This is a genomic window from Chimaeribacter californicus, from assembly GCF_002858675.1.
Lineage (GTDB): Bacteria > Pseudomonadota > Gammaproteobacteria > Enterobacterales > Enterobacteriaceae > Chimaeribacter > Chimaeribacter californicus.
Genome location: NZ_PJZF01000013.1, coordinates 39,406 through 62,138 on the forward strand (window position 1 = coordinate 39,406; position 22,733 = coordinate 62,138).

Here is a 22,733-nt window from a genome sequence, read left to right on the forward strand (position 1 = left end):
AAGGGCAGCGCCGCGCACTGCCGGAATGTATATCGGCAGGGTGATACGTTTCAGCGTAATGCAGGGGATTCCCACAGGTTGAGGGTGACGCCGATGCCTTTCTCTCGGGCATTGCGGTAGACCACCGTGCCCCAGGCCACATCCTCCACCGGCATACCGCCCACGGACATCAGGATGATTTCGTCGTCGTTCAGGCGGCCCGGCGCGTCACCGGCGACGATTTTGCCGATGTCCTCCAGCTGGTCGCGGGTTATTTTCCCCTCGGCCAGCATGTCCATAAACCGCACGCCGATCACCGGGATAGTGTGGTGCGCCGGCTTCGGCACTTCGTCATACCAGGCCTGGTACAAGCCGGTGTTATCCAACACCTTACGTACCTCAGGCTGTTCCATGCCTTCATCGATATTGCACAGGGCCGGCATAGCGAGAAACGCGCCCGGCTTCACCCATTCGCGTTTTACCAGCGGGTAGGTGGCCGGGTCACCGACTTCGCCTGAGCTGCAATAGGTGACGATGTCCGCACCGCGCACCACCTCTTCCAGCGTATCGACCACCCGCACCTGGGTAATCTGCGGGTAGGTCTGGCTGACCCAGGAGAGAAAGTCATCCAGATTTTTGCGGCCGCGCCCTTTCACCTGAAGGGTATCGATCTGCGGGCAAACCGCGATAAACGCGGCAACGGCGGTTTTCCCCATCACGCCCGGCCCCAGCAGGCCAATCACTTTGGCATCACGGCGCGCCAGGTGGCGTGCGCCCACCCCCGGCACCGCACCGGTACGGTAGGCGGAGAGCAGGTTGGCAGACATAAATGCCAGCGGCGCGCCGGTGTCGGCGTCGCTGAGGGTGAACATCAGGATGGAGCGCGGCAGCCCTTTCTGCCGGTTCTCGATATTCGAGCCGTACCATTTCACCCCGGCGGTACAGAAGCTGCCGCCCAGGTAGGCGGGCATCGCCATCATCCGGCGATCGGCAGTGGGTTTCGGCATGGCGGGAAAGGGCGAGTGCTCAGGAAAGGTCACCATCGCCCCGTGTGAGTCGTTATTCGGCCCGGCCATGCGGTAGTCACCCCGGTAGAGCAGGCCGAACATCTCTTCCATGGTATCCACACAGGCTGCCATATCCGTGACCCCGGCGCGGATCATGTCCGGCTCGGAAAGGTAGATAAAATCAATGTGCGTCGAATCTGTCATGCCGGTACCCCTGTTTCAGTGAGTTGCGCCTGGTCAGCGCGATGAACGGGGTTATCAATAACGCGGGCGGCAACCGGCTGTATTGAAGATTTGCGACAAGGCAAACAGTGGCAGCTGGCATCCGGCTTGCATGGTTCATGGTTATCGCCCCGCTACCCGAGAACCTGACAATGCCAGATGCCCTGCTTACCCGCCGCCATGCCGTTATCCACCCTGAGCAGCCCTGGTTTGTGCTCAGCGCTGCCCGGCACTACACCGTCATGGGATCCGAGAACCCGGCGATCTCCCATTTCTACCGGTTTGACAGGGCACCCATGGCCGGCATGACGCTGGCGATCCCTGACGGCTGTGTGGACATCCTGTTTGACTGTGACGCCACCCGGCCGATGGCCAGGGTGTGCGGCACCACGCTGGAAGCGCGCAGTGCCGAGCTGAAAGCGGGTCATCACTATTTTGGGGTGCGCTTCGCCCCCGGCGTGATGCCCGATTTCCTGGATGTGATGGCGGAAGAACTCACCGACCGGGAGTTCGGTTTTCTGGACGTGATCCCCGGCGCGCGCCCGGCCTTTGAACACATTGTGGAAAATACGCTGTTTTCACAGCAGGTGGCGCTGTTTAACCACTACTTCACCCGGCGGCTGACCCGTAAATCCTCTGCCGTGACCTCGCAGAGCCTGCGTGCAATCCGCGGGCTGCGGGGCAACATCCGGGTTGAGCAGCTGGCGGCGCTGACCGGCTACACCTGCCGCACCCTCCAGCGCCAGTTCCGGCAGGACACCGGCCTGTCACCCAAAGCCTTCAGCCGCATTATCCGCTGCCAGTCCGCCCTGAACTGCCTCCACCAGCCGGAATCGCCCGCCTGCTCCGATCTGGCGCTGGATCTGGGGTTCAGTGACCAGTCCCACTTCCTGCGGGAGTTCAAAAAGCTGGTCAGCACCACGCCGCTGGACTACCAGCGCCGTATCCTGCACGAGGCTTACCGGGAGCGCCTCTGCTACCACTGACTGCCCTAAAAGGGTGCGGCCGCTGCACCTTTGCGCTGTCCGATTTTTTCTATCCCGGCCGCACGCGCTGATGAATGATTCCGGTGAGTCACCTGCCTCAGGAACCAACACCTGAGTAACTTCTCACTGACAGGAAAGGCACCGGCGATGAGCAATGTAATTGATTCAGATAACACAGCGGCTCCGGGCGTCACCGGCAACGCGCAAGCCAGCGGCGGTTTACGCAAGAACACGCTGGGTCTCTTTTCTCTGGTTTTCTTTGTGGTGGCGGCCGCCTCGCCCCTGACCGGGGTGGTCGGTGGCCTGCCGGTGGCGATTTTTACCGGTAACGGTGGGGGCATTCCGGTGGTGTACATCGCGGCCTGCCTGATCCTGATGCTGTTCTCGGTGGGCTACATCGCCATGAGCCGCCATGTGAAAAGCGCCGGCGCGTTTTACACCTACATCGCCACCGGCCTGGGGGAACACTGGGGCGGCCCGGCGTCAGTGCTGGCGCTGCTGGCGTACTGCGCCATCCAGACCGCAGTGGTAGCGATGCTGGGCTTCTTCACCCAGCTGTTTCTGGCACAGCACCTGGGCATAGAGGTGCCCTGGTGGGCGCTGAGTATGCTGTGTGTGGTGATCGCCTGGGTGCTGGGGATTAAGCGGGTGGAGGTCGGCGGAAAGCTGCTGGGCGTGCTGATGCTGGCGGAAGTGGCGATTGTGCTGCTGACCGACGTCATGCTGCTGGTCAACAAGAGCGGGCCGCTGACCTTCGCCTCCTTTCAGCCGTCGGTATTTCTGCACGGCAACTTAGGCATCGCCTTTATCTTTGCCATTGCCGCTTTTATCGGGTTTGAGTCCACGGCGATCTATGCCGAAGAGTGCCGCGACCCACAAAAAACGGTGCCGCGTGCCACGGTCTGCGCCCTGTTGCTGATCACTGCATTTTTCTGCTTTACCAGCTGGGCGCTGGTGCAGGCCTACGGTTTTGACGAACTGGTGACGATCGCCCGCCGCGACCCGGGGAATTTCGTGTTTGACATCACCCGCCAGTATGTCGGCCAGTGGGCGGTGGACACCATGTCCGTCCTGCTGATCACCAGCCTGTTCGCTGCGGCGCTGGCTTTCCATAACAATATTTCACGCTACATTTTCAGCATCAGCCGTGACGGCCTGATCTGGAAAGAGCTGTGCCGCACCCACCCGACCAACGGCACTCCGCATAACGCCAGCCACCTGCACAGCGTGATCCTGCTGTTAATGCTGGTGGGGATGGGCAGCACCAACCTGGACCCGATGGTGCACATTTTCGCCTTTGGCTCGGCTATCGCGACCCTGTGCATTATGGTGCTTCAGGTGGGCGTCTCGGCGGCAGTGATCGTGTTCTTCCGGCGTACTCACGCGCCGGGCAGCAGTGCATGGCGCACCTTCTGGGCGCCGTTGCTGGCCCTGACCGGCATGTCCGCCACCCTCATAATGATGGTCATGAACCTGCAACTGCTCAGCGGCAGCGACTCCCCGCGGGTGCAGCTCATCCCCTGGGGGATCGCCGTCTGCGCCGTCGCTGGGTATGTGCTGTCCCGCCGCCGCCGGGTCAGTACCCCGCCCTGATTTTCCCCCGACGGGCGCGGCCGGTAGTCAGGGCGCGCCCGCCCCTGTGGCTTCCCCACGATAAACAAAGACCTGCGATCAAGTGTCTGGTATCCTCTCTAAGATTATTCCTAATACACTGCGGTGTGCGGCGGTTTGCCCGCTGAAAATAGCCTGGAGCTGTACCATGTCATCTGTCCCTGCATCATCCTTTCCTGACTTGCTGAACCCGCAGGATATCCGCATTCAACGCCTGTTCGTCACGCCGCTGGCGCTGGTCGAACACCCCGCTGCGGCGGAACTCAATGCGGCGCTGAAAGCGGAAATTGCCCAGCGGCAGGCAGAGGACAACCTTGGCGTGCGGCACAGCAACGTCGGGGGCTGGCAGTCCGCCGCTGATTTCACCCAGTGGCCGGGTGCCGGGGCGGTAGCACTGACGGCATTTGCCCGCGCGCTGGCCTACGAGCTGACGGCCGTGCAGCACCCGGAACAGGGGCTGGTGCTGCCGGAGTTTGACTGGAAAATCAACGCCTGGGCGAACGTTAACCAGGCCGGCAATGCCAATGCCCTGCACGCCCACCCCGGCGCGTTCTGGTCGGGCGTCTACTGGGTGGATGACGGCCACAGCGGGGCGGAAGAAGCGGCGACCGGCGGCGAACTGGAGTTCCACGATCCGCGCGGTGTGCTGCCTTCCATGTATAACCCGGAGCTGCGGATGCGCATCGCCGACTGCCTGAGCGCCGGGTTAACCACCGCCATCACGCCGAAAAGCGGCACCCTGGTAATGTTCCCCTCGTGGCTGCAACATGCCGTCACGCGGGTCACCGCCACCCGCCCACGCATCTCCATTGCGTTTAATTTCAGCCTGTAAGGGCCGCAAAAACCTGGAGAACGGATATGGCTCATCCCGTTCGTTATTCCAGCTTTTTCTTACGCTTCTCAAGGTACATCGAGCTGTCGCTCTCTTTGACCATATCCAGCAGCGAGCCATATTCACCTGAATCGCTGTTAAGGGTGCCGTAGGAATAATTGATGTTATAAGGCTTGCCGGCGTGCTGGTTATGCACCTCCAGACTTTCACGCAGTTTATTCAGGAAGAGTTGGGTATGGCTTGCTTTCGTCAGCAAGACGGCAAACTCATCGCCGCCAAGTCGCCCGACGATATCTTTAGGGCTCAGATGCCGGCTCAGCTGTGCCGAAAAAATCTTCAGCACCTCATCGCCTTCGGTATGTCCCCACAGGTCATTAATCGGTTTAAATTTATCAAGGTCGAAATAGATAATGCTGAACCGCGCTTCATGACGCCGCAGTTCCTTAAAACGTTTTTCTCCGCTGTGGTAAAAGCCACGCCGGTTGGGAATACCGGTCAGGCTGTCGGTCATCGCCATGTTTATCACATAAAATTCATCTTCCACCACAAGCGCCAGATCTTTTAGTGAGGCGATATCATCGTCGTTAAAATCACGCGGCGTGGAGCTTATCAGGCACAGTGTCCCTACCACAGCGCCATCCGGCAGATGTACCGGGTAACCCGCATAGAAACGGATAAATGGCTCGCCCGTCACGAGCGGGTTATCGTGAAAACGCTCATCGAGACAGGCATCCTTCACGATAAATGGCCCTTCCTGCAAAATCGCATGGCCACAAAACGAGACATCACGTGTGGTTTCACGTGTGTTCAGCCCCTGGCAGGCGAGCAACCACTGGCGATCGCGGTCGAGCAGGCTAATCAGCGCGACCGGCACCTGGAACAGCTTTTTCCCTATGCGGGTTAAACGTTCGAAGCGCTCATCATCCCTGGTATCAAGCAGATCAATCATATACAGCGACTTCAGCCGCTCTTCTTCATTTTCAGGAATACCAGGAAATTTCATCTTCTATCTCCACGTTAACCGCAGTGCGTGAGCCCGCTTTTTGGCAAAGGTTATTCTCTCAAAAGAGATATGTGTTCATACAAAAGAGTATAAGAGAGAAGAAGAGAACCCTCTCTGAGGTGATAACAGTGCGCTTTCGTGCACCCGAAGAACCGGTGCCCGCATGTTTCTTAAAGTTTTCCCAGGGCGCGGAACCAGGCGTAATCCAGCGGCAGCAGCACCAGAAAGGTGACCACCGCCAGCGCCAGGCACAACAGCATACCGGCGCGTACCGGCACCTTGCCCAAGGCCATCGCCACCACAATCGGCGAGGCCTGATAGGGCAGCAACGGCGTGGAGTAGCCCAATACCTGAATCATAATCACGGACAGCAGCGGGAAACCGGTGGCATCCGCGAAACTCTGTGCCAGCGTGGTGTAGAGCGCCGGCACACCGTTGGCGGTCATGATGAAATTCAGGACGCTGGTGATGCCGGTCAAGGCCACAAAGCTGGTGAACGGGCGAGCCGGGTCCAGCGGCAGGGCGTGCAGCAGCGCCTGCCCCACCGCATTACCGATGCCGGTCTGCGTCACGGTCACGGCCAGCCCCAGAATCCCCGCCACATAAATACAGGTGCGCAGGTTCACATCCGCCGAGAACTCCTCGCCGGTAATAAACCCCACCCGCGGCAGCAGCGTGATGCAGGCGGCAGCCAACCCTGTCCAGGCCGGGCTGATGCCGTGCCAGCTTTCGCTGACCCACATCCCGAGCACTGCGGCCAGCAGCCAGGCCAGCCGCTTCTCTGCCGCGCTCATCGGCGTCACCGGGGCAGGTTCACGCGGAGGGGACGGCTGCCCCGGGAAGAGGCGGTGAATGAGCAGGATCAGCACCAGCCCCTTCAGGATGCCGAGCACCGGCGTGTGCAGCAGCAGGTAGGAAAGGTACTCAAGATGAATGCCGAATGCCCCTTCCGCTGCGCCGCTCATCACCAGGTTGGGCACGTTGGCGGGCAGAATGGTGGCGGAAAGCTGGAAGGTGCCGAACCCCACCGCCAGTGCCAGGCCGTGCCAGGCGCGGGTGCCTTCCTCAATACCGGCGCGTGCGCCCATAGCCGCCACCACCGGCATCAGCAGCGCAATGCGCCCCATGTTGGACGGCATCACAAAGGCCAGCGCGTAACTCAGCAACACCACGGCCGCCACCATCCGCAGCCAGGAGTCCGTCAGCCTGGCGGACAGCATTCCCGCCACCCGGTCTGCCAGCCCGGTTTTACGGATCGCCACGCCCAGCACAAACCCGCTGAACACCAGCCAGAAAGCCGACGAGGCGAAGCCGCCGAAAATGACGCCCGGCGGCGCGATTTTTGCCGCCATCGCCACGGTGAAAAACAGCAACGCGGTGATGAACTCCGGCAGCAGCGCGGTCGCCCAGAGCAGAAGGGTGACGCCAACCACCACCGAGGGCAGGAAAAGAGGGTGTGATAACCAGAGTGACATCGTGTTCCCTTGTCTGTTTTTCTGGGTGACGCGGCGGTCAGCGGCCGAAGCAGTGTTGCAGGGCCAGATGGGGGCTGGTCAGGGGGCGCCGCTGTGGCGGAAAAAGGCGCACGGCCGGGGTCATGGAGACCTGCGCCAGCGCCACATTCTCTGCCCCTTGCTGGTGGGCCTGTTGCGCCGCCTCCGCAATCCGTGACAGATAATGCGCGTGGTCACCCGCCTTAAACGCCTCCCAGGCCCCGGCGATAAGCCGCACCTCCGGGTGCTGTTCCGGCGCGAGGCCGGGCGGGCAGAACAGCGCGGTGGTGGCGGCAAGCGTTGAGGGGGCCGCACACAGCACCACCGATTTCCCCGGCAGCCTGTGCAGGGCGTCGGTCAGCATTTTATCGGTTCTGAGCACCGGGCAGGGGCCGTCGGGGAAATCCTCCGCCACCGGCCCCAGGGTAGAGCAGGTTATTAGGATCGCCTCAAAAAACGGGGTCAGGCTCCGCAGGAAATCTGCCAGCCTGGCCCGCTGTTCCGCCGTCAGGCCGCCGCTTTTTTCCGCCTCCTCCAGCCAGTGCGGCATCACGATATGGCTGAGGCGGGTGGCAGCAATGGCCAGCGAGTTCGCGGCTTCATCAAACACAGCAATATTGCTGGCGGCGGTATGTAAACAGGCGACGGTCATGGCAACTCTCCCGGGAATGCGGCGCGTTTTCAGCTGGCAGTAGAAAACTCTCTGTCAGCAGACATTATCTATTAGCAGAAAACGTAACCGCCCGCCGGATTGTTTTACCTTTACGTCCGGCAGGTCTCTTTGGCGATCCACTTGCCGCGCAGGGCGTCCCACAGCCAGTTCCAGGCCAGGGTATAGGGCAGGAAAAACAGGAAAAAGGCGATCTCAATCAGGAACGCTTGCCACAACGTAATTGACAGCATACAGGCCGCAATCGGCAGGCCGATCAGGATAAACCCGCCTTCAAACCCCACCGCGTGGCAGGCCCGCAGCCCCAGCCCGCGTTTTTTTGCCGGCGGGAAAACGCGGTCAAACAGCGCGTTGTACACCATGTTCCACAGCATCGCGACCGTGGAGAGCGCAATCGCCAGCGCCCCCATCTCAAACAGGGGCTTATCCATCACCCATGCAGCCAGCGGCGACACGGTAACAATTGCCGTCACCTCAAACCCTACCGCATGTAAAATCCGCTCTTTCAGTGAACGCGTCTGCATACTCCCTCCTGTTCATTCATCAGGCGCATATTTTCATCGTTTTTTATGCCAGAATAAAATGAGTTATCATCGGAAAAAGCGATAGACGAGATGCGGTATTCACCGGAAGCGTTAAATGCGTTTGTACAAACCGCCGGAAGCGGCTCCTTTTCCGCCGCCGCACGGGCGCTGGGCAAAAGCCAGTCCACCATCAGCACCGCCATTGCCAATCTGGAGATCGACCTCGGCTTGCTGTTGTTTGACCGCTCAGGCCGCAAGCCCCGGCTCACCGACGCGGGCCAGCGCGTGCTGGCGCAGGCGCAGGAGATCCTCCAGGCGGCGCAGCGGCTGGATGAACTGGCGCTGCGGCTGGCGGATCATGTTGAGCCGAGGCTGAGCATGGCGACCTCGGATTTCTGGCAGGCCGATCACCATGAGCTTCTGCTGCGCCGTTTTTCTGAACGTTACCCGGACATTGAGTTTGAGTGCATGATTGCCGAAGATGAGGATGTGCTGGCGCTGTTGCAGCAGGGCAGGGCTCATCTCGGTATTATTCGCAGCCAGGCGCAGCTTCCCGGCGATATCGCCATGTCACGGTTGCAGATAAAACCGGAGATCGCCGTCTGGCTGCATCAGTCACACCCGCTGGCAAACCAGCCGCAGGTGACCATGGATCAGCTGAAAACGGTGCGCCAGCTACGCCTGAACACCTGGCTGGATAACAGCCGCCAACAGGTGGCGGGGCGCGTCTGGTCTGCGCCCTCTTACCTGTTATTGCTGGAGATGGCGGAACAGGGGTTTGGCTGGGCGATATTGCCGCGCTGGCTGGTGCAGCAATTTGGCCATCACGTCTTGCGGGAGTTGCCGGTGCCCGGCTGGCCGCAACAGATAACAGTGGATGCGGTCTGGAGCCGGGTGGCCCCGCCCGGCCCGGCGGGGCAATGGATGCGCGATCAGCTCTGCGCGCAGCGCGCAGAAGAGACCGGGCCGGGCAGCTGAGCCGGCTGCCGGAGGCCGGGTGTTTCAATGATCGCTTTCGCCGTGTGGGGGAATAGCCCGCCACACACCGCTTATATTTGCAGGCTCCACTGATTATTGTTCTGCGCGAGTGCCGGAAGGACGGAAGACCACTGCGATTTTCTTTCAGGCTCCGGCAACTGACTAATCTGGCGCTCAAACGCTGTGATTTTGACTGCAATAGATTTTAATGCATGCTCAAGCGCATCATATCCTCCTTTAAAATATAATCGGCCTCCCTGAGTCGCTATTACCCCATGACGAGACAAATATCGGAATAACGCGACTGACGAGCGCGCATCATAGTTGTCTTGCGGCGAAGCCTGCAGAGGATATCGGATAAGTCTTTCTGCCAGAATATACTGCACCGCAGCACGGAGCTCAGGTTCTCTCGAGCGTAGTTTTATCAAGGCCAGCAAAGAGAGAATATCGACCCGAAGCTCTTCTGCGCCTGCGCCACTGCGTGAACTTTTCGTTTTTAGATGACCAGGCAGAGGAAGATACCCCGTACGATGAAAATGTTCATGCAGATGAACCCAGATAGCGCTGGCGCTGGTGAGCAGCTTGTCATCGGCATCGATAATTTCTGCAAAAGCCGTAGGGGACCAGAGGGAATTGATCGCCTGACGCGTATAATTTTTAAACCTCAGAACAAATTTGTCGATCAGGTAATAAGCTTTGTGGTGTTCTTTTATCACCGCTCCCCGATAATTTTCAGCAAACACCGCAACCGAAAGCGGATTATTAAACCCTTCGCTACAGGACTGCATAATAACCGGCAGCGCTTCCGAGACGGGAACCATATCAGTGACCACATCGGGAATGGGTATTTTCTTAACGTACATCGCTTCCAGAAACGCATCGGGATTATACGGGATATCAAAAAAACCCACGATCAACTCAGGGTCGTCAAAGCAAGACCGATCAAGTAAATTTCCGGAGTCAAAAGTTCCGCAGCGAATGTTTTCAAGAAGTGTACTGACATGAATATTGTCCCGATAAATCCCCAGGTTCTTTACAGCACAATCATAAATACTTTTTATATCAGTAGGTTTTCCTTCGCGTAGCAGATTCTCACGGCAACGATTAATCGCCGTAACAATGTTGTTTTTCATTTTTATTGCCTCTGGAAAATTCTGGATTAAATGGAGGATGGAACCGGTAAGGCATCATTCGTGTTTCTTGGATGCAACCGTGCCAGATGGCGGATCAAATTCAGTTTATAATCGTCTGTAACACCGGCATCATGGGCACCCTCCAGCAGAAGCTGCCGGTAACGCGGACTTGGGAGGGCTTCTGTTGGCTGTGTGACCTGCGCAAAATAAGTGTCAGCGATAATTTTCTGGCCATCTTGTAAAGTCACCCAGACCCTCTGACGTTTATAACGCTGAAGGGACACGCCTTCCCGTTGGTCAACTTTTTTTAACAGTTCAGCGGGTAAATGATAAATCGCGCCTTGTACACTTTTTCCCATCATAGGGATAATATTGGCGCAGCACACCGGCTCATTCAGAGAGGGGTAATTAAACATTAACCGATGATTTTTCAATATTCCTGGGCCAACGAAATAAGGGTGGCTGGCGCAGCCTAATGTGTTATCCAGGCTTTTCTGATTCATGCAGGAGCCATAGGCAAAAAGATACGTACGCGATGTATCAGACATTATTTCAGCCCTCTGCCTGTTCCAGGATATAACTATCATAAACCGAATTAATGTTTTTAATAGCCGAAATTGAAAAATCGCCGATATGAATTTCCTTGTTAAGTGTTTCTTCCAGGTAGATAACAAATTCAACAGTATTCAGGGAGTCGAGCAGACCGGAAGAAAATAAATCCGTATCCACATTAAACGCTTCCGGAAGGCTTTTATCCGATGAGATAAAGTAGTGTCGGATTATCTCAGTGAGGGCGTCTAAACTTAGTAAAGCCATTGTGGCCTCCTTTCGAACAGAAAAATTAAGTCAGATCGTTATTTCTTCGGTCGCAAGCGTTTTTAATACAGCGGGCCGCTTCCTCATATTTTCCGTATGGCGTTGCCAGCAGGGAAAAGCACTCATATCAAGACCGAGTAAATCTCCCCAGCGGTAAAAGATCATTAGCATCGGATCAACAACGGTAAAGCGCTCACTGACTGCCCACGTTTTATGCTGAAGTTTCTGCTCAACCATCTGATAAAAACTTTCACATTCAGCCTGACCTCGCGCCTGAATTCCTGCCCAGGCTGACTGCTCATCCGTAAAACGATAGGGATGGAGCCTGAGAGCAATGCTTGCCGGTAGCATACTGCTTAGCCAGTTGAGCCACTCCACCACCTGTGCCTGGCCCACGGCAGCATCAGGCAGAAGATGCTCCCCGGGATAACGGAGTGCCAGATACATCAAAATAGCTGATGACTCGGTCAGTATTCCCTCTGCTGTTTTTAATACCGGTACTTTCCCTTTGGGGTTGACGGCGCGAAACTCTGCCTGGGCGGTGTCGCCACTTTTAATTGATAGACAGCGGCGCTCAAAGGGAAGACCAATTTCATTTAAAATGACATGCGGCGCAAAGGACATGTGTCCAGGGCAGTAATAAAGCATTAAAGGGGATGACATGAATTATTTCCCCATGTCGAGATCAACGTGGCGCAGCCAGGGAGCCGTCAGCGCGTCCGCATGTCCGGCCTGAATCATGCCAAGTGTGTTTGCCAGTAATTCCGACAGGGCAGGTGAATTCGCGGTATAAACCTCTGACCATCCGGAACTGTCGTAGCGGGTATATGCCATGACGGGGCCCCAGCCTTCAAACACCGGCGACGGCGTACTGTGAGGCGAGACCTTTTGCTGTAATACCATAATATGCCTTCTCCAAAGGATGTCGTCGTTAACACATCGTCCCTGACGCGGGTTTCCTTAAGCACCCGCTAGGCTTTACCGTGCCCTTGTGAAAACGGCCCCCGGGCGAACTCTTGTAAAGCGTCTTTATTCAGTTCAAAGCCAAGGCCCGCTTTTGACGACATGATGACGCTCTCCCCGCTATGCTCAGGCAGACCAATGAAGAGTTGGTGGCAGATATCGGTCACCGCGACGTGAAATTCCACCATCCCGCCGTTCGCCACACCAGCATGAAGGTGCATATTTTGATAAGGGAAGGTTCCGCCGTTATCAATGGGTACGCCGAAAGCACGCGCCAGGCTTGCCACCCGCAGGCCCGCGGAAAAACCCCCACATACGCACACATTAGGCTGGAGCACATCAACCGCATTGTTCATCAGCATGTCGCGGAAACGGAACAGCTGGCCTTCGCTCTGACCCGCGGCCACCGGAACCGCGATCTGACGGCGCAAATCGGCAAGTTTGTGGGGATCGTTATCGACGATGGGTTCTTCAAAAAAAGCGATATCACACTCTTTGAGCCACTGTGCCAGACGCAATGCGTGGTAATGATCGAGCCCGCAGTTCGCATCGATGTAAATCTCAGCCTCATCGCCCACCGCTTCCCGCACAGCACGCACGCGACGTGCATCCTGGCGGATCACGCTGTCCAGCGAACGTCCCTGATCGCGACGGGCCATGGCGTGGAAACCTACCAGCATTTTTATCCGCTTATGTCCCTGCTTTACCAGCGTCCGGGCAGCATGCGCCAGTTGCTCGTCATCAAGGGAAGGGAAACCAAACGTGGTGTAATGCATGACTTCTTCGCGGGCGCCACCCAGCAGCTTCCATACGGGCAGGCCCGTGGCTTTGCCGGCAATATCCCACAGCGCAATGTCGATGGCCGAAATAGCATGGCTTGCATAGCCGGTCTGGCCACGTGGCGTCAGCAACCAGTACAACCGCTCGATAATAGCTTCACGCTGTATGGCATCCATACCTATCAGGTTGGGTGCGACAACGGTTTTAATCACCGCAGCGGTCACTTCTTCATCCGTAATAGCCGTAAAGCCATGACCGGTAATGCCTGCGGCCGTTTCTATTTCAACGATCATGCCGGAGAGCTTTCCACTGACCGGCACCCCGCCAATTTCAGCGTTTCCGGACATAAAAATGGGTGTTGCTTCAATTCTGATGATGTTCTGTTGCATAACTTTCCTTATTTTCAACATGAAAAGAGACAACCGGTGTTTACGCTGCTTTTAACTGGCGCTGACGTAAAAAGAATGTCATCGCCAGGCCGGCGACCAGTCCCCAGAATGCGCCGCCGATACCGAAGAAGGCATGCCCACCAATAGTGATTAAAAAGGTAATGACGGTGGCATCCCGGTTTTCTTTGTCTGACAGAGCATTCATCAGCGAGTTGCCTAACGCACCCATCAGCGCCAGACCCGCGACGGCCTCTATCAGGACTGGCGGAGAAATGGAGATAAAGCGGGTCGCTGCGCCGGCAGCCAGACCATAAAATAGGTAAGCTACGCCACAGACGATGCCGGCCCAGTAACGTTTACCGGGATCTGCACCTGCCTCTTCCCCTGCACATATGGCGGCGGTAATGGCGGCCAGGCCAATCGCCGGCCCACCGAAAGGGGCAGCGAACAAACTGCTGACGCCGGTACTGGTAAACAAAGGCGCGGCGTCAGGCTTATAACCATTGACGCTTAATACAGCCATGCCGGGAATATTCTGCGAGGCCATGGTCACAATAAAAAGCGGCACAGCAATGCTGATGAATCCGGAGAAAGTAAATTCAGGTTTAACCAGAATAAAGTGTGGCATGATATCGCCAGCGTGAATATTCCCCACTTTTGCCGTGAAATAAATGACGGCGAGTGTGGTGATTGCCGCTGCAGGTATTGCCAGCATGCGTTTTATTTTCAGCATAATTAACCAGACGATAAGCACAGGCGCAATATACAATGGATAAGCAGCCAGCGCATGCACCGGGGCTACGCATAAGTTCAGAATAATGCCGGCCAGCATCGCATTGGCAATGCCGGAAGGAATTTTGTTTATCGCTCTGCTGAGAGGCTTCCATAATCCGGCCAGCGTCAGCATAAAAGCAGCCATGATCAGTGCGCCAGTGGTCGTAGAGAATCCACCTTTTACGACACCCAGCCCAAGTAATAGCGCAGCGCCGGGTGTGGACCACGCCACACTGACAGGCATGCGGTATTTAAAACTGAGTAGGATACCGGCCAGCCCCATAGCAATCGACACCGCCATCAGGCCGGTAGCCGCCTGCTGCTGCGTGGCGCCTGCATTGATCAACGCCTGCACAATCAACGTAAATGTTGAAGCGAACCCGACAAAAGAAGCAAGTAAGCCGGCGCCAATAGCATGCCAGGAATAGGTAAATTGATTACTTTCCCTAAAGGTATTTATTTCCATTTCAACTCCTGAAATTAAAGGTATTTTTATTCAAGACAGACAGGCATGCCTTGATGCTCAGCATTATTATTTATTTGGATTATTTATCGAGGGGGCTTATTGGTCGTGGAAGGCCTATATTTTCACGCAATGTGTTTCCTTCATATTGAGTCCGCATCAGGCCCCGGCGCTGTAACTCAGGTACCACCATAGTGATAAAATCGTCATAGCCATCAGGAACCGTGTGAAACACGATAATATAACCGTCACAGCCTTCATTCATTAACCAGGTTTCCATCTGATCGGCAATCTCCTTTGCAGTACCGACCAGCTCCCCGGTGCCGGACTCCGCGGCTCTCTTGGCCAGTTCCCGCACCGTGAGCTTTTCCCGCCTTGCCAGGGCAACCCATTCTCTCTGGTTACCCTGTCCTTGCTCGGTAACAGGAAGTTCAGGCAGTGGTTGATCCGGATCGAAACCGGAACAATCTACGCCCAGCCGGATAGACAGGTTGGGGATGTTGCTTTCAATGTGTACCAGATCGTCCATATAGCGTTTCTTCGCCAGGGCTTCCTCCCGGGTTGCGCCGACATAGACCTGGCACGCCGGCAGGATTTTTATCTCGTCAGGGTTGCGTCCCAGCGCACGTGCACGCGCTTTCACATCACGATAAAACTGTTGTGCAGTTTCAAGACTGCGTGCATTGCCAAACACCAAATCTGCTGAGCGGGCTGCTAAATCCCGGGCCCCTTCAGAAGCACCCGCCAGAGCGATAACTGGCCAGCCCTGAACCGGCCTGGCAATATTCAGAGGCCCCTGCACTGAGAAAAACTCCCCTTTATGGTTAAGTGGGCGAATTTTTTCCAGGTCGCTGAAAATCCCGCTTTCTTTGTCCATTGTTAACGCCTTATCTGACCAGCCATCCCATAATCCGGTGACAACGTCAAAAAATTCCTCTGCACGGGCATAGCGGTCGCTATGGCGCAGCGCATTTTCCAACCCAAAATTACGCGCGGCCTCGGGGTTAACCGTCGTCACAATATTCCATCCTGCCCTGCCGTTACTGAGATGATCCAGAGAAGCAAAACGCCGTGCCAGTAAGTAAGGATCTTCATAGCTGGTTGAACCGGTTGCGATAAGCCCGATATGTTCTGTACAGGCAGCGATAGCAGAAAGCATGACCAGAGGATCGTATGACGTTACCGTTGCACTTCGCCGGAGAGCCGCAGGCGGCATCGGCATCAGCGCCAGATGATCCGCGGTGAAAATGGCATCAAAACAGGCATTTTCCAGCTTCTGGGCCAATGACTTGATCGTAGGCCAGTGAAAATTGGCGTTAGCAGGCGCAGAGGGGTGCCGCCACCAGGCCGTGTGCAGGCAGACAGGGCGCATAAACCCGCCCAGACAAAGTTGTTTGCTCATAACATATCCTCAGAAAAGTGCCGGTACTTAGCGGGCAGCCTTAAATCGCTGTAAGCCTTGTTCTAAATCGCGTTGTAGATCGGCAACGTTTTCCAGTCCGATATAGAACCGGATGCAGGGCCCGACAGGTTTTCTGGCAGGAAAATGCCGGTATTCGGAACAGTCAAAAGGCAGGGCCAGGCTTTCAAAGCCGCCCCAGGAGTATCCCAGGCCGAACAGTTCCAGCCCTTCCAGAAAATGGGCGACGGCATCTGAAGAGGCGGGTTGGAGGATGACGGTAAACAGGCTTGCGGCTCCGCTGAAATCACGCTGCCACAGGGCGTATCCCTCATCGCTCTCCAGAGCCGGATACCAGACCGCCTGAACCTCATCCTTTTGGGCCAGCCAGCGGGCAAGGTGCAAGGCGCTCTCCTGATGCTGACGCAGGCGAACGGCCAGCGTACGCAGCCCGCGTAGCGTCAGCCATGCATCATCAGGGCTCACACAAACGCCGGTATCACGATGAAACTGCTGGAGCGCAGGTAAAAAGCGTGACGAGGCCGAAACGATGCCGAGCATGACATCAGAGTGGCCCGCAAGGTATTTTGTGGCGGCCTGAATAACAATATCTGCGCCGTGAGCAAAGGCATCAAAAAAAAGCGGCGTTGCCCATGTGTTATCCAGGATAACGATCAGATCGAATTCGTGCGCCACAGCAATCAATGCCGGTAAATCAGACATTTCCATCGTCTGAGAACCCGGTGCCTCAAGATAAATAGCCCGGGTCGATGGGCAAATCATCTCGCGCAAGGTTGCGGCATCCGTCCGATGATCAAACCATTCAGTAACAACCCCTGTTTTATGCAAAATTCCTTCACACAACCGCCGGGCCGGACGATAGGCAACGTCGCTCATAAGAAGCCGATCGCCAGGGCCAAGCGTGGCCTGTAACGCCAGGGCTATCGCGGCCAGCCCGGAAGAACAGAGCAATACGCCTGCGCTGCCGTCCAGCTCCCGTACCGCATCCTGCAGTGCAGCCGTTGTCGGCGACCCCAGCCTTCCATACACAAAAGGTTGCCGGTAGTTAAGCAGATCCTCCACAGAGGGCGCGAGTACGGTCGAACCACGAAAGACGGGAGGATTGACGAAACCGTAATGGTCTGTAGACGCTCTGCCACCCTGAACCACCCGGGTATCAAACCCTTGCGTTATCGCCGCCGGTTTCATTCTTCGTCCTCAACCTTGCGCACTGCGCCAAAGGCAGCACTGGAGGTCATCGCGGCATAGGCTTTTAACGCCCCGGAGACACGCCGCTGCCGCTCAACAGGTTTCCAGGCTTTCTTCCCCCTGGCTTCCATTTTTTCGCGACGCAGCGCCAATTCGTGATCGTCCAGCTTGAGGTGAACAGAACGATTAGGGATATCGATTTCAATCAGGTCGCCATCTTCGATCAGGGCAATATTGCCGCCTTCGGCCGCTTCCGGTGAAGTATGCCCGATGGAAAGACCCGAGGATCCCCCGGAGAAACGCCCGTCTGTGATCAGGGCACATTTCTTGTTCAGCGCTTTCGATTTCAGATAACTGGTAGGATAAAGCATCTCCTGCATACCGGGGCCGCCGCGCGGGCCTTCATAGCGTACCACCACGATATCACCCGCTTTAACTCTATCCGAAAGGATGCCCTCTACCGCTTCATCCTGCCCTTCAAAAACCCGCGCGCTGCCGGTAAAGCGTATCATGCCCGGATCCACGCTGGCCGTTTTCACGATACAGCCATCCTGAGCAATATTGCCAAACAGTACCGCTAAGCCGCCATCCTGCGAAAACGCGTGCTCCCCGCTACGGATACAACCTGTCTGACGATTAGTATCCAGAGCCGGGTAATAATTATTCTGGCTGAAGGCAACCTTCGTCCGTACCCCACCCGGTGCAGCCCGATAGAACTGCCGGATGTGTGGATCCTCGCTGCTTTTGATATCCCATTTCGCCAGTGCTTCACCCATTGACGCCGCATGTACCGTACCCGTATCGGTATGGATCAGTCCGGCACGATTCAGCTCTGCAAGCACGCCCATAACGCCGCCGGCGCGATGGATATCCTCCATATGCACGTTCTCCACGGCAGGAGACACCTTGCACAGCACCGGGACCCGGCGCGACAGGCGATCGATGTCCGCCATATGAAAATCAACCTGCCCTTCATGCGCGGCGGCCAGCAAATGTAAAACCGTATTGGTTGATCCCCCCATGGCGATATCCATCGCCATCGCATTTTCAAAGGCTTTAAAACCGGCGATTGAACGCGGCAGTACGCGGGTATCGTTTTGCTCATAATAACGGCGGCAGAGATCAACAATATGGCGGCCGGAATCGAGAAAGAGTTGTTTACGCAGCGCATGCGTAGCCAATAACGACCCGTTCCCGGGCAGGGCCAGCCCCATTGCTTCGGTAAGACAATTCATTGAATTGGCGGTAAACATGCCGGAGCAGGAGCCACACGTCGGGCACGCCACATTCTCGACCGCTTTGACTTCTTCATCGGTCATGCTGCTGTCAGCTGCCACGACCATGGCATCGATCAGGTCGAACGCGCGTTTTTCACCCCTTAAGGTCATCTTACCCGACTCCATAGGGCCGCCGGAAACAAAGATGACCGGGATATTCAGGCGCAATGCCGCCATCAACATGCCCGGCGTAATTTTGTCGCAGTTAGATATGCATACCATGGCATCCGCACAATGGGCATTGACCATGTACTCAACGCTGTCGGCAATTAATTCCCGGGAAGGCAGGCTATAAAGCATCCCTTCATGTCCCATGGCAATACCGTCATCGATAGCAATGGTATTAAATTCTTTCGCTACGCCACCGGCTTCTTCAATCTCACGTGCCACCATCTGACCAAGATCTTTAAGGTGCACATGGCCCGGGACAAACTGGGTAAAGGAATTCACCACGGCGATAATCGGTTTATCAAAATCGGCATCCGTCATGCCGGTTGCGCGCCATAAGCTACGGGCGCCTGCCATATTACGGCCATGTGTTGAAGTGCGGGAGCGATACATTTATCAAAAGCCTTAAAAGAACAGATAGGGCCTGATAATAGAATGGACAAAAATCACAGTGAAATATATTCTTCTGTAGCCATTAAGTCGTCAGGGATATTAAAACATGAATGTTCAACAACTGAAACATTTCGTTACTGTTGCGGAGACGCTGCATTTCGGGAAAGCGGCTGAGCGGCTCAATATGACGCAGCCGCCGCTGAGCCAGTCAATAATGGCGCTGGAGAGGGAAATTGGTCATGCCCTGTTTTCACGGACAAAAAGAAAAGTTGAGCTGACGCCTTTTGGTGAGCAGTGGTTATTTCACGTAAAGAATACGTTAAGCAGCCTTAATGCCTTACCGGACATCGCCGACAGGTTAAGTAAAGGCGAGTCCGGCACTCTGTCCCTCTCTTTTATCAGCTATGCGGGATATAATATTCTTCCCCGGATAGTCAGCCATTTCCGGCAGCGTTTCCCCGCGGTAGAACTGGTACTACAGGAAGCCACCAGCGACCTTCAGGTAACCGCCCTGCTTAATGAGAAGATTGACGCCGGCATTATCATACCGCCGGGCGAGGGGAAATTGCCCGCCGCGCTGGAGTACCAAAATATTATGTCGGAGCCGTTGATTGCCGCCGTCCCGCAATCATGGCTGGACGACGGCAAAATCTGGATGACGCAGGGCAAGCTCTGCCCCCGGTTCGTCATCGACTCCCCCCTGATTATTTTCCCTCAGAAAGCGGCCCCCTCGTTTTACGAGCTGGTCATGAATTATTATCAGGAAAACGGCGCACAAGCCAACATCATTCAGGAGGCGATCCAGATGCAAACTATTATCAGTTTAGTCTCATCAGGTATTGGTATTGCTCTGGTGCCGGATTCATTACGTCATCTGGCACGCAGTGGGGTGGTCTATCTTGATTTGCTGGAACATCCGCCGAAACTTGATATCGGTTTTATATGGCGCAAAGATAATAAGTCACCGTTATTAAAAAGACTGCATTCACTGAATGAACAGGGAAATAATTCAGAACTTTTATAAATTCGCAGATCTACACTATTTATATGTGAAATTATCACTATAGTTTATATCAGGCTTGGTTCGCCTGTTTTTCATTTTAGGGACACCAGGTGAGTTTGAAAATTACTCTCTGAAGAGTGCTGAACGCCACGAAATGCTTCAGGAGCAGGTGTTTTAATCCGCAAATTTACTTTTTAATATTTATATAAGCTAATGTATTTAGAATCGCTATGCATAATCCAGACACTTCCGGGCCGTTGGAAATAGTGATGTCCATATTCCGCCGATGACATCTCAGCACCCGAGCCATGCTGACGCTTACTGTTATAAAACATTTCGAAGTAATCAAAAATATCGCGCCGGGCTTCTTCCCGCGTTCCGTAGATCTTTTTCTTTATCCGTTCCGCTTCACCAGCCGCCAGACCCGGTTCACTCCGCACTGCTGACCGCTATCTCGCAGGCTCAGAGGGATCTTGCGATAGCCATAAACGCATCCCGGTTCCAGCCAGAACTGGTTGATCTGTCCCGTCAGTCTCAAATCTGCCTGATGGCGTGGTGAAAACGGCTGCTGAAGCCAGGCGGAAAACCCACCCGGATGAACATCCAGCACCCGACAGAGCAGGCGGACAGGTCGGCAACCATTGTTGTCACGGATAAAGGCGTACCTCGGCCGAACAGCTTTACGAAGTACGCCGCGGCTTTTTTAATATGTCCTGTTCGTCAGTCACCCGCTTCAGTTCCTTCTGAAGACGGTGGATCCCGGCCTGAGCATCTGACGGTTCTTTGTTGGTGGAAGAGGCCGGGCCATACTTCTTTATCCAGGCGTAAAGACTGTGGGTGGAGATATCGAGACGTGTTGCAACGCTGGAAACAGAATGACCACGATCAACCACCTGTTTGACTGCTTCAATTTTAAATTCTTCAGGACAACGCTTACCGCTATGGGCACCTCTCTTTACACCATCTTAAATGGCTCTGAGGTGCGTAGCGATTCAGGTTACATCGACATCTGCTGGGCGGCCTTCAGGTGCTGCTCAACGACCGGGGTATGCGCGTCAGCCAGGGCCTTTACATCCGGATCCTTGATATTCTTGGCGTCACTCTGCAGTTTCGACAGCACCATCTTGTGGTCTTTGGTGCCGGCGTTTTCCATATACATCTTGTCAAATGCGCTGCCGCTCTGCTTCTCTAGTTTGGCTGCCATGGTTTTGTGTTTAGCGTCCGGCTCAGTCGGCAGTGTGACGCCTTTTTGCTGGGCGACCGTCTGTACTTTGGTCAGGGCACTACCGTGGTCTTCGACCATTTTCTGAGCGAAGGCTTTGACGTCGCTGCTTTGGGCCTTGCTCAGCGCGATTTTGGCGGCGGCGATTTCATTGATATTGGCCTGCGCCATGTCTTTCAACGCTTTTTCATCGCCGGAACTGAGTTTGGCGCCCGATGCAGTCTGGCCTGCGGCACTGGTCTGCGCGGCGCTTGCCGGCGTCTGGGCTTGCACGCTGCCAATGCTGAACATCGCTGCCACTGCTGATACGGCCAGCATCCCTTTCAAGGTTTTATTCTTTTGCATGTTGTTCTCCTGACGGTCATAGGTAGGGTAGGGGTTAGGTCATTCCCCGTGCGCAGCCTCGTAGGTAAATGACGGCTGCACTGGTCAGTATAGATGAACGATTTGAGACAGCAGAAATGACGGAAGTGGGGGCTGAAGAACGCGGACCGGACTTAATTGCCGGGCTAAACCTCAGCGATAATCATCCGGCAATAGGGCAGTCAGACGAGTTGCGGCGCGCTTACTCCCTTCACCGGCATTACTACCCGGGAAGAACTCATGCCGAACGTCCGCGTGTCGCACATAGCGGACTGCGCGCCTGCGTCGTGCCAGAGGCGGACGTTGCTAACCTGCGTAATATGTTAATCTGTAGGGAGCGGATCCTGGGAGGTTCGAATGCTCTATAGCTGCATGAATAATACAAAATGGAATGAGATCCGTCAGGCGATGGTTAACATGGCATCGCCTCCTTTATGGAAAACTACCTCTCTTAATGGCTACGAATCCGCAGTTGATGGCGAGTGGTTTTACCATTTCAGTGAAGGTGGCTATTCGGATATCCAGTATCTTGATGTTTTGACAAATTCAATTGAGCAGCACGCGGCAGTTGGAGCACTTCTTCGGGCTATTCATCTCCCGGGCATTGAAATTTCAACCGGTTATAGAATTTTTGGATACACAGATTCGGCCAGCTATGTGGGTTATCTTTAACTGGATAGAATCATTAAGCGGCCCACGGAATTACTTTAATAATAGTGTGAAGTTTAAGTTCGGTTCTCGCTCAACACTACCGAAAAATCAACGTGCGATAGTTAGTATGACTAAATTGCGATTGTCAGTTGATGAGAGGAAAATTTATTTGAGAGCAAAATTATGAAACATGAGCTTTGGACAAATGAAGATGGTTTGGATTTCTTTTGTCTTGCAGGTCCGCAGGGGGACGCTGCTCGTAAATTACTGGAGCCGTGCTACAGATTAGTGTGGACATGTGATGCAGATTCTCACCTTGAAGCAATGACAAGATATTATGCGTTTCGTAATTGGGGCGAATATCAAGCTGATTTCCCTGAACAAGATAGTAAGACCTACAAAGAAATGGGGTGGGAATAAAAAAG

The 22,733-nt window shown here is 55.2% G+C and carries 24 protein-coding genes and 1 pseudogene; 7 read left to right on the plus strand and 18 right to left on the minus strand.

What is annotated here, in order from left to right; all coding sequences use genetic code 11:
• Nucleotides 1-50: 50 nt before the first annotated feature.
• Entirely contained in the window at nt 51-1,190 is a 1,140-nt protein-coding gene (locus CYR55_RS14685; protein ID WP_101817069.1) for an ornithine cyclodeaminase family protein, read from the minus strand.
• A 170-nt stretch (nt 1,191-1,360) separates the two neighbouring features.
• Here CYR55_RS14685 and CYR55_RS14690 point away from each other — a divergent pair, with 170 nt between their 5' ends.
• From CYR55_RS14690 to CYR55_RS14700, 3 genes are all read left to right on the plus strand, one after another.
• On the plus strand, nt 1,361-2,194 hold the full coding sequence (locus tag CYR55_RS14690; protein WP_101817219.1) for a helix-turn-helix domain-containing protein: 834 nt from the start codon (nt 1,361-1,363) through the stop codon (nt 2,192-2,194).
• Between the two features lie 147 nt (nt 2,195-2,341).
• Complete coding sequence (locus CYR55_RS14695) at nt 2,342-3,787, plus strand: APC family permease (protein ID WP_101817071.1); 1,446 nt, start codon at nt 2,342-2,344, stop codon at nt 3,785-3,787.
• A gap of 166 nt (nt 3,788-3,953) precedes the next feature.
• Nucleotides 3,954-4,637 carry a TIGR02466 family protein gene (locus CYR55_RS14700; protein WP_101817074.1) on the plus strand — a complete coding sequence of 228 codons (684 nt, stop codon included), beginning with the start codon at nt 3,954-3,956 and terminating at the stop codon, nt 4,635-4,637.
• 43 nt (nt 4,638-4,680) lie between these two features.
• Here CYR55_RS14700 and CYR55_RS14705 read toward each other — a convergent pair whose 3' ends face one another.
• From CYR55_RS14705 to CYR55_RS14720, 4 genes are all read right to left on the minus strand, one after another.
• Nucleotides 4,681-5,640, minus strand: a complete 960-nt coding sequence (locus CYR55_RS14705; RefSeq protein ID WP_101817077.1) for a sensor domain-containing diguanylate cyclase — start codon at nt 5,638-5,640, stop codon at nt 4,681-4,683.
• A 170-nt stretch (nt 5,641-5,810) separates the two neighbouring features.
• Nucleotides 5,811-7,115, minus strand: a complete 1,305-nt coding sequence (locus tag CYR55_RS14710; RefSeq protein WP_101817080.1) for an SLC13 family permease — start codon at nt 7,113-7,115, stop codon at nt 5,811-5,813.
• Between the two features lie 37 nt (nt 7,116-7,152).
• Nucleotides 7,153-7,785: a glutamate racemase gene (locus CYR55_RS14715; RefSeq protein WP_101817082.1), complete on the minus strand. Its 633-nt coding sequence runs from the start codon at nt 7,783-7,785 to the stop codon at nt 7,153-7,155.
• Nucleotides 7,786-7,895: 110 nt separating this feature from the next.
• The gene (locus tag CYR55_RS14720) at nt 7,896-8,327 is read right to left on the minus strand and encodes a multidrug/biocide efflux PACE transporter (RefSeq protein ID WP_101817084.1); all 432 of its coding nucleotides are present in this window, start codon (nt 8,325-8,327) and stop codon (nt 7,896-7,898) included.
• A 90-nt stretch (nt 8,328-8,417) separates the two neighbouring features.
• Between CYR55_RS14720 and CYR55_RS14725 the strand changes: the two genes are divergently transcribed.
• On the plus strand, nt 8,418-9,305 hold the full coding sequence (locus CYR55_RS14725) for a LysR family transcriptional regulator (protein ID WP_101817087.1): 888 nt from the start codon (nt 8,418-8,420) through the stop codon (nt 9,303-9,305).
• A gap of 71 nt (nt 9,306-9,376) precedes the next feature.
• Here the strand turns inward: CYR55_RS14725 and CYR55_RS14730 are convergent, their stop codons facing one another.
• From CYR55_RS14730 to ilvD, 10 genes are all read right to left on the minus strand, one after another.
• A complete protein-coding gene (locus CYR55_RS14730) occupies nt 9,377-10,438 on the minus strand; it encodes a DUF6421 family protein (RefSeq protein ID WP_101817089.1) in 1,062 nt (353 codons plus the stop codon).
• A 26-nt stretch (nt 10,439-10,464) separates the two neighbouring features.
• A complete protein-coding gene (locus CYR55_RS14735; protein ID WP_101817091.1) occupies nt 10,465-10,986 on the minus strand; it encodes a gamma-glutamylcyclotransferase family protein in 522 nt (173 codons plus the stop codon).
• A gap of 4 nt (nt 10,987-10,990) precedes the next feature.
• Nucleotides 10,991-11,254, minus strand: coding sequence for a phosphopantetheine-binding protein (locus CYR55_RS14740; RefSeq protein ID WP_101817094.1), 264 nt, complete (start codon nt 11,252-11,254; stop codon nt 10,991-10,993).
• A gap of 30 nt (nt 11,255-11,284) precedes the next feature.
• Nucleotides 11,285-11,917 (minus strand): glutathione S-transferase family protein, encoded by a 633-nt coding sequence (locus tag CYR55_RS14745; protein WP_101817098.1) that lies wholly within the window; start codon nt 11,915-11,917, stop codon nt 11,285-11,287.
• Between the two features lie 3 nt (nt 11,918-11,920).
• Nucleotides 11,921-12,157, minus strand: coding sequence for a hypothetical protein (locus tag CYR55_RS23590; protein WP_101817100.1), 237 nt, complete (start codon nt 12,155-12,157; stop codon nt 11,921-11,923).
• A gap of 68 nt (nt 12,158-12,225) precedes the next feature.
• Nucleotides 12,226-13,386: a mandelate racemase/muconate lactonizing enzyme family protein gene (locus tag CYR55_RS14755; protein WP_101817102.1), complete on the minus strand. Its 1,161-nt coding sequence runs from the start codon at nt 13,384-13,386 to the stop codon at nt 12,226-12,228.
• A gap of 40 nt (nt 13,387-13,426) precedes the next feature.
• Entirely contained in the window at nt 13,427-14,626 is a 1,200-nt protein-coding gene (locus tag CYR55_RS14760; RefSeq protein WP_101817104.1) for a benzoate/H(+) symporter BenE family transporter, read from the minus strand.
• Between the two features lie 79 nt (nt 14,627-14,705).
• On the minus strand, nt 14,706-16,025 hold the full coding sequence (locus CYR55_RS14765) for an LLM class flavin-dependent oxidoreductase (RefSeq protein ID WP_101817106.1): 1,320 nt from the start codon (nt 16,023-16,025) through the stop codon (nt 14,706-14,708).
• Between the two features lie 27 nt (nt 16,026-16,052).
• Nucleotides 16,053-17,231 (minus strand): cystathionine beta-lyase, encoded by a 1,179-nt coding sequence (metC, locus tag CYR55_RS14770; RefSeq protein WP_101817108.1) that lies wholly within the window; start codon nt 17,229-17,231, stop codon nt 16,053-16,055.
• Nucleotides 17,228-19,069 (minus strand): dihydroxy-acid dehydratase, encoded by a 1,842-nt coding sequence (ilvD, locus tag CYR55_RS14775; RefSeq protein ID WP_101817111.1) that lies wholly within the window; start codon nt 19,067-19,069, stop codon nt 17,228-17,230. The genes metC and ilvD overlap by 4 nt, the downstream gene beginning before the upstream one ends.
• Nucleotides 19,070-19,175: 106 nt before the next feature.
• Here ilvD and CYR55_RS14780 point away from each other — a divergent pair, with 106 nt between their 5' ends.
• On the plus strand, nt 19,176-20,093 hold the full coding sequence (locus CYR55_RS14780) for a LysR family transcriptional regulator (RefSeq protein ID WP_101817112.1): 918 nt from the start codon (nt 19,176-19,178) through the stop codon (nt 20,091-20,093).
• Between the two features lie 173 nt (nt 20,094-20,266).
• Here CYR55_RS14780 and CYR55_RS24225 read toward each other — a convergent pair whose 3' ends face one another.
• The 3 genes and pseudogenes from CYR55_RS24225 to CYR55_RS14790 form a co-directional block, all read right to left on the minus strand.
• Entirely contained in the window at nt 20,267-20,512 is a 246-nt protein-coding gene (locus CYR55_RS24225) for an IS3 family transposase (RefSeq protein ID WP_420912736.1), read from the minus strand.
• Nucleotides 20,470-20,983 (minus strand): annotated as a pseudogene (locus CYR55_RS14785) (transposase); the annotation flags it as partial. The gene CYR55_RS24225 and the pseudogene CYR55_RS14785, both read right to left, overlap by 43 nt.
• 86 nt (nt 20,984-21,069) lie before the next feature.
• Nucleotides 21,070-21,639, minus strand: a complete 570-nt coding sequence (locus CYR55_RS14790) for a DUF4142 domain-containing protein (protein ID WP_101817114.1) — start codon at nt 21,637-21,639, stop codon at nt 21,070-21,072.
• 375 nt (nt 21,640-22,014) lie between these two features.
• Here CYR55_RS14790 and CYR55_RS14795 point away from each other — a divergent pair, with 375 nt between their 5' ends.
• The gene (locus CYR55_RS14795) at nt 22,015-22,329 is read left to right on the plus strand and encodes a DUF6678 family protein (RefSeq protein WP_101817116.1); all 315 of its coding nucleotides are present in this window, start codon (nt 22,015-22,017) and stop codon (nt 22,327-22,329) included.
• A 162-nt stretch (nt 22,330-22,491) separates the two neighbouring features.
• Nucleotides 22,492-22,728: a hypothetical protein gene (locus CYR55_RS14800; RefSeq protein WP_101817118.1), complete on the plus strand. Its 237-nt coding sequence runs from the start codon at nt 22,492-22,494 to the stop codon at nt 22,726-22,728.
• Nucleotides 22,729-22,733 lie beyond the last annotated feature (5 nt).